Origin of the sequence: Vibrio sp. B172a, assembly GCF_030248355.1 — a bacterium.
Taxonomy (GTDB): domain Bacteria; phylum Pseudomonadota; class Gammaproteobacteria; order Enterobacterales; family Vibrionaceae; genus Vibrio; species Vibrio owensii.
On the sequence record NZ_JAHGAC010000042.1, the window covers coordinates 1 to 12711 of the forward strand.

The window sequence follows — 12711 nt, forward strand, 5'->3', positions numbered from 1 at the left end:
AGAAGCGAGAAGCGAGAAGCGAGAAGCGAGAAGCGAGAAGCGAGAAGCGAGAAGCGAGAAGCGAGAAGCGAGAAAATTCTTGAGGGTTGGCGTATGTTCGTCAACCCTTTTTGCTTTTCGGGATTCGGGATTCGGGATTCGGGATTCGGGATTCGGCTCTATTTTATCTTTTTAGGAACAAGTCCTGTCGTCAAAGGCACAGATCTCGATTCCGTAAGCGAAGCATTCCCGCATCTCGAAGCGTAGCGTTCTAACCTCTGCTCCCAAAAACAAAAAAGGCACCCGAAGGTGCCTTTTCTTTTAAGCTCTTAACGATTACTCGTCAGAAGAGAAGCCTGCGTTTAGAAGTGCAGCTAGGTTATCTGTTGCTTGTTCAGCAGATGGACCTTCTTGCGCTTCAGCACGTTTAGCTTGACGATCTTGGTGGTATGCGAAACCAGTACCAGCTGGGATCAGACGACCAACAATTACGTTCTCTTTCAGACCACGTAGGTCATCACGCTTACCAGAAACCGCAGCTTCTGTTAGTACGCGAGTTGTCTCCTGGAACGATGCCGCAGAGATGAACGACTCAGTCGCTAGAGATGCCTTAGTAATACCTAGTAGCTCACGCTCGAAACGTGCTGGCTCTTTGCCTTCAGCTTCTAGGTTACGGTTAGCAATCTTAACTTGTGAGTATTCAACTTGCTCACCAGGTAGGAACTCAGAGTCACCAGCGTGAGTAATTGTACACTTACGTAGCATTTGACGAACGATAGTCTCGATGTGCTTATCGTTAATCTTAACGCCTTGTAGACGGTAAACTTCTTGTACTTCGTTAGCGATGTACTGAGTTACAGCGTGTACGCCACGTAGACGTAGGATGTCATGTGGAGACTCTGGACCATCTGCGATCACGTCACCACGTTCAACACGCTCACCTTCAAATACGTTCAACTGACGATGCTTAGGAATCATCTCTTCGTAAGTATCACCGCTGTCGCGAGTGATAACTAGACGACGCTTACCTTTCGTTTCTTTACCGAAGCTCACAGTACCTGTGTGCTCAGCAAGGATCGCAGGCTCTTTAGGCTTACGAGCTTCGAATAGGTCAGCTACGCGTGGTAGACCACCGGTGATATCTTTGTTACCGCCAGATTTCTGAGGGATACGAGATAGTGTGTCACCAATGCCAACTTCAGCGCCATCTTCGATGTTTACAATCGCTTTACCAGGTAGGAAGTAGTGAGCTGGCATTTCTGTACCAGGGATCATTACATCGTTACCTTGCTCATCAACAAGTTTGATAGCTGGACGCATATCTTTACCTGCTGCTGGGCGAGCTGCTGGGTCAGTTACTTCGCTTGAAGATAGACCTGTTAGGTCATCTGTTTGACGAGAAACTGTAACACCGTCGATCATGTCTACGAACTGGATGCGACCTGCCACTTCAGTGATGATTGGCATGGTGTGCGCTTCCCAGTTAGCAACAACTTCACCAGCTGTTACTGCGTCGTTGTCGCCTTTGCTCAGCATCGAACCGTAAGGAAGTTTGTGCTTCTCTTTAGTACGACCGAATTCATCAATGATAGTTAGCTCAGATGCACGAGACGTGATTACTAGCTTCTTATCTTTGTTGATTACGAACTTAGCGTTGTGCAGTTTAACTGTACCAGTTGTCTTCGCTTGGATGCTGTTCTCTGCTGCTGCAGTAGATGCTGCACCACCGATGTGGAACGTACGCATCGTAAGCTGTGTACCCGGTTCACCGATAGACTGAGCAGCGATAACACCTACTGCTTCACCTTGGTTCACTAGGTGACCACGTGCTAGGTCACGACCGTAACACTGTGCACAACAACCGAAGTCAGAATCACAAGTAACTACAGAGCGCACTTTCATGCTGTCTACTGAGTTCTCTTCCATGATCTGACACCACTTCTCATCAATTAGAGTGTTACGTGGGATCAGAACATCTTCTGTACCTGGCTTAAGAACGTCTTCAGCTACTACACGACCTAGCGCTAGCTCAGTTAGTGCAACTTTAACATCACCACCCTCGATGTGAGGCATCATGTCAACACCCTCGTGAGTGCCACAGTCATGTTCAGTTACAACAACGTCTTGAGCAACGTCTACTAGACGACGAGTTAGGTAACCCGAGTTCGCTGTTTTCAGTGCCGTATCCGCAAGACCCTTACGAGCACCGTGCGTTGAGATAAAGTACTGAAGTACGTTTAGACCTTCTTTAAAGTTCGCAGTGATCGGCGTTTCGATGATCGAACCATCCGGACGAGCCATCAGACCACGCATACCAGCTAGCTGACGAATCTGAGCTGCAGAACCACGAGCACCCGAGTCAGCCATCATGTAGATGCTGTTAAACGATTCTTGTTGCTCTTCTTCACCGTCACGGTTAACTACCGTTTCCGATGAAAGGTTTGCCATCATCGCTTTCGCTACGCGATCGTTGGTCGATGCCCAGATATCGATAACTTTGTTGTATCGTTCGCCCGCAGTAACAAGACCAGATTGGTATTGTTCCTGGATTTCACGTACTTCTTCTTCCGCTTCTGCGATTTCAGTGTACTTAGCTGGCGGTACAACCATATCGTCGATACCAACAGATACACCAGATAGTGCCGCGTATGCGAAACCTGTGTACATGATTTGGTCAGCGAAGATTACAGTGTCTTTCAGACCTAGTTTACGGTACGCCTCGTTTAGTAGGTTAGAGATTTGCTTCTTACCTAGCTTTTGGTTAACGATGCTGTACGGTAGACCAGCTGGCACGATTTGCCATAGCATTGCACGACCGATAGTTGTATCAACCATCTTAGTCTCTGTTGTGCTGTTGCCGTCTTCGTCTACAACTGTTTCTGTAATACGTACTTTAACGCGTGCGTGAAGTTCAGCTTGCTTAGTGCGGTATGCTTTCTCAGCCTCTGCTGGGCCAGAAAGGTACATGCCTTCACCTTTCACGTTGATCTTGTCACGAGTCATGTAGTACAGACCCAATACAACGTCCTGAGAAGGTACGATGATCGGATCACCTGACGCTGGCGACAGAATGTTGTTTGTCGACATCATCAGTGTACGAGCTTCAAGCTGTGCCTCTAGAGTTAGAGGTACGTGAACCGCCATTTGGTCACCATCGAAGTCCGCGTTGTACGCCGCACACACTAGTGGGTGTAGCTGAATCGCTTTACCTTCGATTAGTACTGGTTCGAACGCCTGGATACCTAGACGGTGAAGTGTAGGTGCACGGTTCAATAGTACTGGGTGTTCACGGATTACTTCGTCTAGGATATCCCAAACTACCGCTTCTTCACGCTCTACCATCTTCTTAGCAGCTTTGATTGTAGTCGCAAGACCACGAGTCTCTAGCTTGCTGTAGATAAATGGTTTGAATAGCTCAAGTGCCATCTTCTTAGGAAGACCACACTGGTGTAGACGAAGGTATGGACCTACTGTGATTACAGAACGGCCAGAGTAGTCTACACGTTTACCTAGAAGGTTCTGACGGAAACGACCTTGTTTACCCTTGATCATATCAGCAAGAGATTTCAGAGGACGTTTGTTAGAACCTGTGATCGCACGACCACGACGACCGTTATCTAGTAGCGCATCAACAGACTCTTGCAGCATACGTTTTTCGTTACGTACGATGATGTCCGGAGCAGCTAGCTCTAGAAGACGCTTCAAACGGTTGTTACGGTTGATCACACGACGGTATAGGTCGTTCAGATCTGAAGTCGCAAAACGACCGCCATCTAGTGGTACTAGAGGACGTAGATCTGGCGGAAGAACTGGAAGTACAGTCAGGATCATCCACTCTGGGTTGTTACCAGATTGAATAAACGCTTCTACCAGTTTCAGGCGCTTAGTGACTTTCTTACGCTTAGTTTCAGAGTTAGTTGTTTCTAGCTCTTCGCGCATTTGTTCAGCTTCAGCGTGCATATCCATAGAACCTAGTAGGTCCTTGATAGCTTCTGCACCCATCTTAGCAGTGAACTCGTCGCCCCACTCTTCTAGACGATCCAGATACTCTTCTTCAGTAAGCATCTGAGATTTTTCTAGATCAGTCATACCTGGTTCAGTTACTACGTACATTTCGAAGTAAAGAACACGCTCGATATCACGTAGTGGGATATCCATTAGTAGACCGATACGAGACGGTAGCGATTTTAGGAACCAGATGTGAGCTACTGGTGATGCTAGTTCGATGTGGCCCATACGGTCACGACGAACTTTAGTTTGTGTAACTTCTACACCACACTTCTCACAGATAACACCACGGTGCTTCAGGCGCTTGTATTTACCACAAAGACATTCGTAGTCTTTAACTGGACCAAAGATACGCGCACAGAAAAGACCATCGCGCTCAGGTTTGAACGTACGATAGTTGATCGTTTCAGGTTTTTTAACTTCACCGAAAGACCATGAACGGATCATGTCCGGAGAAGATAGACCGATTTTGATAGCATCAAATTCTTCGGTCTTATGCTGTGCTTTTAGAAAGTTTAATAAGTCTTTCACAATCAGCTCCTGTAAGGAGTTAAAAGGAGCTCACTCGCTAAAGTGAGCACCTTCTACCAAATAATCGCTTTTTGGTTCTCTCAACCTTGGTCAAGAGAAAAGAGATTACTCTTCGTCTTCTAGCTCGATGTTGATACCTAGCGAGCGAATCTCTTTCAACAGTACGTTGAACGATTCTGGCATACCAGGTTCCATGCTGTGGTTACCGTCTACGATGTTTTTGTACATCTTAGTACGGCCGTTAACGTCATCCGACTTAACCGTTAGCATTTCTTGTAGAGTGTAAGCAGCACCGTATGCTTCTAGTGCCCATACTTCCATCTCACCGAAACGCTGACCACCGAACTGAGCTTTACCACCAAGTGGTTGCTGAGTTACTAGGCTGTACGAACCAGTAGAACGAGCGTGCATCTTGTCATCAACAAGGTGGTTCAGTTTCAGCATGTACATGTAACCTACAGTTACAGGACGCTCAAACTGGTCACCCGTGCGACCATCAAACAGTTTTAGCTGACCAGATTCTGGTAGGTCTGCTAGTTTCAGTAGCGCTTTAATAGACGCTTCTGGTGCACCGTCAAATACTGGAGTCGCGATTGGTAGACCGCCACGTAGGTTCTTGATCAGAGTACGAACTTCGTCATCAGATAGAGAAGCAATGTCTACTTTCTGACGAGTTTCGCCTAGATCGTAAACTTTTTGTAGGAACTCGCGGAATTTCGCTAGTTCTTGCTGCTCTTTAACCATCTGGTTGATCTTGTCACCGATACCTTTCGCTGCCAGACCTAAGTGTACTTCTAGGATCTGACCGATGTTCATACGCGAAGGTACACCCAGTGGGTTAAGTACGATGTCTACAGGCTGACCTTTCTCATCGTATGGCATGTCTTCAACAGGGTTGATCTTAGAGATTACACCCTTGTTACCGTGACGACCCGCCATCTTATCACCAGGCTGGATGCGACGTTTAACCGCTAGGTAAACCTTAACGATCTTCAGTACGCCAGGTGCTAGATCATCACCTTGAGTGATCTTGCGACGCTTAGTTTCGAATTTCTTATCGAAGTCAGCTTTTAGCTCGTCCCACTGCTCAGCAAGTTGCTCAAGCTGTGATTGTAGTGCATCGTCTTCTAGCGTTAGTTCTAGCCACTTCTTACGATCAGTCGTGTCTAGTTTCGCTTCAGAGTAACCACCATCGATCAGTACAGCTTTAACGCGGTTTAGAAGGCCACCCTCAAGAATCTGGAATTCTTCAGTTAGGTCTTTCTTCGCTTCTTTAAGCTGCATTTGTTCGATTTCAAGCGCACGCTTGTCTTTCTCTACGCCATCGCGAGTGAAGACTTGAACGTCGATAATCGTACCTGATACAGAGTTAGGTACACGTAGTGAAGTATCTTTAACGTCAGATGCTTTCTCACCGAAGATTGCACGTAGTAGCTTCTCTTCAGGCGTTAGCTGAGTTTCACCTTTAGGTGTTACTTTACCAACTAGGATGTCGCCACCCTTAACTTCAGCACCGATGTAAACGATACCTGACTCGTCTAGTTTAGACAGAGCAGATTCACCTACGTTTGGAATATCAGCTGTGATCTCTTCAGAACCAAGCTTAGTATCACGCGCCACACAAGTAAGTTCTTGGATGTGGATAGTCGTGAAACGGTCTTCTTGAACTACGCGCTCAGATACTAAGATCGAGTCTTCGAAGTTGTAACCGTTCCAAGGCATGAACGCGATACGCATGTTTTGACCAAGCGCTAGTTCACCAAGGTCTGTTGAAGGACCATCAGCAAGAACGTCACCGCGTGATACAGGTTCACCTGGCATCACACATGGGCGCTGGTTAATACATGTGTTCTGGTTAGAACGTGTGTATTTAGTCAGGTTGTAGATGTCGATACCAGCTTCGCCTGGTACTAGCTCTTCTTCGTTCACTTTAACAACGATACGAGAAGCATCTACTGACTGGATTACACCACCACGTTTCGCAACTGCAGTTACACCTGAGTCAACTGCTACGTTACGTTCAATACCAGTACCAACAAGCGGTTTGTCAGCTTTCAGTGTTGGAACTGCCTGACGTTGCATGTTCGCACCCATCAATGCACGGTTCGCATCATCGTGTTCTAGGAACGGGATAAGCGATGCAGCGATAGATACAACCTGGTTTGTCGCAACGTCCATGTACTGAGCGTGCTCACGAGGGTGTAGACCAGATTCACCTTTTTGACGAGCTGTGATCAGCTCATCTGCAAAACCGCCTTCTTCAGTTAGCGCAGCGTTAGCCTGTGCGATAACGAATTGGCCTTCTTCGATTGCAGATAGGTAATCTACTTCGTCTGTAACAACGCCATCTACAACGCGACGGTATGGTGTCTCTAGGAAACCGTACTCGTTACAACGCGCAAACGCAGATAGAGAGTTGATCAGACCGATGTTTGGACCTTCCGGCGTTTCGATAGGACATAGACGACCGTAGTGCGTTACGTGTACGTCACGTACTTCGAAGCCAGCACGTTCACGAGTTAGACCGCCAGGACCCAATGCAGAAATACGACGCTTGTGCGTTACTTCTGATAGCGGGTTGTTTTGGTCCATGAACTGTGAAAGCTGTGAAGAGCCAAAGAATTCTTTAACAGCTGCAGAGATTGGTTTCGCGTTGATCAGGTCTTGAGGCATGATTGCGTCAAGATCGCCTAGGCTTAGACGCTCTTTAACTGCACGCTCAACACGTACTAGACCTACACGGAACTGGTTCTCAGCCATTTCGCCTACAGAACGGATACGACGGTTGCCAAGGTGGTCGATATCGTCCACTTCGCCTTTACCGTTACGGATCGCGATAAGCTTCTTCATCACTTCAACGATATCTAGCTCGTCAAGTGTGCCTTGCTCTTGAGCATCTTCACGGCCGATAGAGCTGTTGAACTTCATACGACCAACAGTCGATAGATCGTAACGCTCTTCAGAGAAGAATAGGCTTTCGAATAGTGCTTCTGCAGCTTCTTTTGTTGGTGGCTCGCCAGGGCGCATCATGCGGTAGATTTCTACCAATGCAGAAATACGATCAACAGTGCTGTCGATACGTAGTGTTTCTGACATGAATGGACCGTGGTCTAGATCGTTGGTGAACAACGTTTCTAGTGATTTGTGGCCAGCCTGAGATAGGTTCGCTAGTGCTTCCAGGCTAATTTCCTGGTTAGCGTTAACAATGATCTCGCCTGTTGCTTCGTTGATGTAATCTTTCGATGCAACTTTACCAACGATGTACTCAACTGGTACTTCGATGTGATCAACGCCATCTTTTTCTAGTTGGCGGATATGACGAGCTGTTACGCGACGACCTTGCTCAACGTAAGTTTTACCGTTCGCTTCGATGTCGAATGACGCAGTTTCACCACGTAGACGATCAGGAACCAACTCCATTAGTAGAGTTTGGTCTTTCACTTCGAAGTTCACTTTTTCGAAGAAGATATCTAGGATTTCTTCTGACGTTTTACCAAGTGCACGAAGGATGATCGAAGCTGGTAGCTTACGACGGCGGTCAATACGTACGTATAAGTTATCCTTAGGGTCGAACTCAAAGTCTAACCATGAGCCACGGTAAGGAATAACACGTGCGTTGTATAGAACTTTACCTGAAGAGTGGGTCTTACCCTTATCGCTGTCGAAGAACACGCCTGGGCTTCGGTGCAGCTGGGATACGATAACCCTCTCGGTACCGTTAATTACGAAGGTACCATTGTCTGTCATAAGCGGAATTTCGCCCATGTAGACTTCTTGTTCTTTAATGTCTTTTACAGTACCTGCTGGCGCGTCTTTATCAAAGATTACTAGACGTAGTTTTACGCGTAGTGGCTTTGAGTAAGTTACACCGCGGATTTGACATTCTTTAACGTCAAAAACTGGCTCACCAAGACGGTAGCTAACGTATTGCAGCTCAGAATTGCCGTTGTAGCTCTGAATTGGGAATACAGAACGGAAAGCAGCTTCAAGACCGTATTGACCTTCAGGATCCTGTTCGATGAATTTGTCGAACGAATCGAGCTGGATCGATAGCAGGTATGGAATGTCCAAAACTTGTGGACGAGTACCAAAGTCCTTACGGATGCGCTTTTTCTCGGTATAAGAGTAAACCATGGGGTTCCTCAGCTCGCTGATAAGTGACCCAAACCGTCCGCCCGCACCTAGTTACTTAAGGGGGGTAAGGGACAGTGACTAAATAGCTGTTTACTGTAGTGACATCTCATTGCGTAGGAATGAAATGTTTTTTGCATGGACATGAGACGCTTAAACAGCGGGAAAATTCGCTCATGCCCTACAGCGCAAAAAGGCCGGTGGTTAAAAAACCACCAGCCATTAGCCGTTAGGCTATGAAATTAAGTAATAATTACTTAATTTCAACAGAAGCGCCTGCTTCTTCTAGCTGAGCTTTAAGAGCTTCAGCTTCAGCTTTCTCAACGCCTTCTTTTAGAGGTGCTGGAGCGCCGTCTACAAGAGCTTTAGCTTCTTTAAGACCTAGGCCAGTTGCGCCACGTACTGCTTTGATAACAGCAACTTTGTTGCCGCCAGCTGCAGTTAGGATTACGTCAAATTCAGTTTGCTCAGCTGCAGCTTCGCCGCCTGCTGCGCCACCTGCAACTACTGCAGCAGCAGCAGATACACCGAATTTCTCTTCCATAGCTTCGATTAGTTCAACAACTTGCATTACAGACATTTCTGCAACTGCGTCTAGGATTTGCTCGTTAGTAATAGACATAACAATTCTCTTTTAAGTCAACAATAAGTTTATTTTGCAACCAGTAAAAAGCAAGGCTTAAGCCGCTGCTTCTTCTTTTTGATCGCGGATAGCAGCGATAGTACGTACCAGCTTGCCAGCAGAAGCTTCTTTCATGCACATCATTAGGCGTGCGATTGCTTCGTCGTAAGTTGGTAGTGTTGCTAGTACTTCAGCGTCAGTTAAAGCGCCTTCAAATGCAGCAGCTTTGATCTCGAAGTCTTTGTTCTCTTTAGCGAAGTCTTTGAAAAGACGCGCTGCAGCACCTGGGTGCTCGTTAGAGAACGCGATTAGAGTAGGACCAGTGAAAGTGTCAGTTAGACACTCGTAGTCTGTACCCTGAACCGCACGACGTGCTAGAGTGTTACGCACGACTTTCATGTAAACACCCGCTTCGCGAGCTTGTTTACGTAGAGAAGTCATCGCGCCAACTTCAACGCCACGAGAATCAGCTACAACTGCAGAAAGTGCACCACTGGCAGCTTCGTTGACTTCAGCAACAATTGCTTTTTTGTCTTGAAGGTTTAAAGCCATCTTGGATTTACTCCTGGTTGTCGTTACACCACTCACTATCATCACGACAGTGAGAGCTATTGAGGTGCATTCCCAGAAGAAAGTTAACTATTTACATAGAGCTTTCTGTCAGTTCGGGCACCATCTACGTAGGATGATTAAGTTTGTTTTGAGAACAAACACCTACGGTCTTGGACGGAGACTGGGTCTTAATTCATTTCGAACTAGGAGACAGTTCAAAGAACCAATGTTCAGCCCCAACCACAAATATTAGGCGCAAAATTATACACAAATTTTGCGCCTAAGCAAATAAATTATGCTTGAGTGTTCAGGCTAGCCTGATCAACAGCAACACCAGCACCCATAGTAGTAGAGATGCTTACTTTCTTCAGGAAAGTACCTTTCGCTGAAGATGGCTTAGCTTTCTTCAGAGCAACTAGAAGAGCTTCTAGGTTTTCTTTGATCTGCTCAGCAGAGAAGTTTGCTTTACCGATAGTAGTGTGGATGATGCCGTTTTTGTCGTTACGGTAACGAACCTGACCAGCTTTAGCGTTCTTAACCGCTTCAGCAACGTTAGGAGTTACAGTACCAACTTTAGGGTTTGGCATTAGACCGCGAGGACCTAGGATAGTACCTAGTTGACCTACAACGCGCATTGCATCTGGAGAAGCAACAACTACGTCGAAGTTCATTTCGCCTTTCTTAACTTGCTCAGCAAGATCTTCCATACCTACGATGTCTGCGCCAGCTTCTTTAGCTGCTTCAGCGTTTGCACCTTGAGTGAACACTGCAACGCGGATTTCGCGGCCAGTACCGTGAGGTAGTACAGTTGCACCACGTACGTTCTGGTCAGATTTACGAGCATCGATGCCTAGGTTAACAGCAACGTCTACAGACTCAACGAATTTAGCAGTAGCTAGTTCTTGAAGAAGAGCAACAGCTTCGTTGATTTCGTATTCTTTAGTTACGTCAACTTTTTCGCGGATTACGCGCATGCGCTTAGTTAGTTTTGCCATCTTATTAACCCTCTACCACTAGGCCCATTGAACGAGCAGTACCAGCGATAGAACGCTTCATCGCTTCGATGTCAGCACCAGTCATATCAGCAGCTTTAGTTTCTGCGATTTCTTGGATTTGAGCGTCAGTTACAGTGCCCACTTTTTCAGTGTTTGGACGACCAGAACCAGACTTAACGCCAGCAGCTTTCTTAAGAAGAACAGCAGCAGGTGGAGTCTTAGTTACGAACGTGAAAGAACGGTCGCTGTATACTGTAATAACTACTGGAGTTGGTAGACCTTTCTCAATAGATTCTGTTTTTGCGTTGAACGCTTTACAGAATTCCATGATGTTCACACCGTGTTGACCTAGAGCAGGACCAACTGGTGGACTTGGGTTCGCAGCGCCAGCAGCAACTTGTAGCTTGATGTAAGCTTCAACTTTCTTAGCCATGATATTTCCTAAAGTTTGGGTTCAAACGCTAGTCTGCTGACCAGCTCCCCGTTTACGTAAAATCTCTTTACTTCATGAGAAGTAAAAAGGCGCGAAATTATAGTCATAATTCGCGCCTTAGACAACCCTTAAAAAGGTGTTTTTTTAATCAAGTTTTTCAACTTGACCAAATTCAAGCTCAACTGGTGTTGCACGACCAAAGATCGATACAGACACTTTCAGGCGGCTCTTCTCGTAATCCACTTCTTCAACAGTACCATTGAAGTCAGCAAATGGACCCTCGTTAACACGTACCACTTCACCCGCTTCGTACATTGTACGAGGACGAGGAGACTCACTCGCTTTCTCGAGACGGTTAAGAATCGCGTCAGCTTCTTTATCTGTGATAGGTGCTGGACGGTCTGAGGTACCACCAATGAAGCCCATGACACGCGGCACACTGCGTACTAGGTGCCATGATTCATCGTTCATAATCATCTGAACAAGGACGTAGCCTGGGAAAAACTTACGTTCAGATTTACGACGCTGACCCGCGCGCATTTCCACTACTTCTTCAGTAGGAACTAGTACTTCACCGAATAGCTCTTCCATAGCGTGCATTTTGATATGCTCACGTAGAGACTGAGCTACACGACCTTCAAATCCAGAGAAGGCTTGAACTACATACCAGCGTTTTTTTGGAGCTTCACTCATGAATCACTACCCTCTATACCCCAGTTGCTAGAGCAACTAAACGAACCATGATGCCGTCAATTCCCCATAGCACTAGAGCCATTACAATACTTACAGCTAAAACAATCAGTGTCGTTTGCATGGTTTCTTGGCGTGTAGGCCAAACAACCTTACGAACTTCCATACGAGATTCTTTTGCAAAACTGATCGCTGCTTTACCTTTAGTCGTTGTCGCAGCAACGCCTAGGGCAGCTGCAATAAGAACAACAACGCCTGCAGCACGAACAACTACAGACATTTCACCATACAGGTAATTACCCACAACAGCGGCCGCTGCCAATACGAAAGCGGCAATCCACTTAAACGTATCTGCTGCGTTTGAGCTATCAGGAGTTTCAGCATTATTTGCTTTCATAAACCAACCTGTCACAAGTCTTAATATAGACGACAATAACCCCGCTGTTGCAGGGCAAACTCCATATCGCTGATAAAATCAGCGTTACTCTCTTAAGATTAAGCCTCTCCGCTTAATCTTGCTCTACTCTCAACCAAATTTTGAACAAGAAAACAGCTAAAATAATATTGAGTGCAGAAAAAGGGCATCAAATGATGCCCTTTTTGATACTGGTTCGTCAAATCTAATTCAAGATTTTCCGAAGACATTCGTTTAATTCGTTAAGAATTAGTCGAAGATCTTAGCAACAACACCAGCACCTACAGTACGGCCACCTTCACGGATAGCGAAACGTAGGCCTTCATCCATAGCGATAGGAGCGATTAGCTCAACT

At 46.3% G+C, this 12711-nt stretch carries 9 protein-coding genes and 1 pseudogene; 1 reads left to right on the forward strand and 9 read right to left on the reverse strand.

The window, feature by feature from the left end; genetic code table 11:
* On the forward strand, positions 1–246 hold a 246-nt coding region (locus KIT90_RS27165), incomplete at its 5' end, for a hypothetical protein (protein ID WP_285379662.1).
* A gap of 69 nt (positions 247–315) precedes the next feature.
* On the opposite strand, the gene rpoC is transcribed toward KIT90_RS27165, so the two are convergent.
* The 9 genes and pseudogenes from rpoC to KIT90_RS27210 all read right to left on the reverse strand — a co-directional run.
* Entirely contained in the window at positions 316–4518 is a 4203-nt protein-coding gene (gene rpoC / locus KIT90_RS27170) for a DNA-directed RNA polymerase subunit beta' (protein WP_005433640.1), read from the reverse strand.
* A 105-nt stretch (positions 4519–4623) separates the two neighbouring features.
* Positions 4624–8652, reverse strand: a complete 4029-nt coding sequence (gene rpoB / locus KIT90_RS27175; RefSeq protein WP_009705466.1) for a DNA-directed RNA polymerase subunit beta — start codon at positions 8650–8652, stop codon at positions 4624–4626.
* A 250-nt stretch (positions 8653–8902) separates the two neighbouring features.
* The gene (gene rplL, locus KIT90_RS27180; protein ID WP_093279132.1) at positions 8903–9271 is read right to left on the reverse strand and encodes a 50S ribosomal protein L7/L12; all 369 of its coding nucleotides are present in this window, start codon (positions 9269–9271) and stop codon (positions 8903–8905) included.
* A gap of 57 nt (positions 9272–9328) precedes the next feature.
* Positions 9329–9823, reverse strand: a complete 495-nt coding sequence (gene rplJ, locus KIT90_RS27185; protein WP_009705464.1) for a 50S ribosomal protein L10 — start codon at positions 9821–9823, stop codon at positions 9329–9331.
* Between the two features lie 293 nt (positions 9824–10116).
* Entirely contained in the window at positions 10117–10818 is a 702-nt protein-coding gene (rplA, locus tag KIT90_RS27190; RefSeq protein ID WP_005384683.1) for a 50S ribosomal protein L1, read from the reverse strand.
* A gap of 4 nt (positions 10819–10822) precedes the next feature.
* The gene (gene rplK, locus KIT90_RS27195) at positions 10823–11251 is read right to left on the reverse strand and encodes a 50S ribosomal protein L11 (protein WP_005440554.1); all 429 of its coding nucleotides are present in this window, start codon (positions 11249–11251) and stop codon (positions 10823–10825) included.
* A 144-nt stretch (positions 11252–11395) separates the two neighbouring features.
* On the reverse strand, positions 11396–11944 hold the full coding sequence (nusG, locus tag KIT90_RS27200) for a transcription termination/antitermination protein NusG (protein ID WP_005440551.1): 549 nt from the start codon (positions 11942–11944) through the stop codon (positions 11396–11398).
* A gap of 13 nt (positions 11945–11957) precedes the next feature.
* The gene (secE, locus tag KIT90_RS27205) at positions 11958–12338 is read right to left on the reverse strand and encodes a preprotein translocase subunit SecE (protein WP_005440549.1); all 381 of its coding nucleotides are present in this window, start codon (positions 12336–12338) and stop codon (positions 11958–11960) included.
* A gap of 267 nt (positions 12339–12605) precedes the next feature.
* Positions 12606–12711: pseudogene (locus KIT90_RS27210) on the reverse strand (elongation factor Tu); the annotation flags it as partial.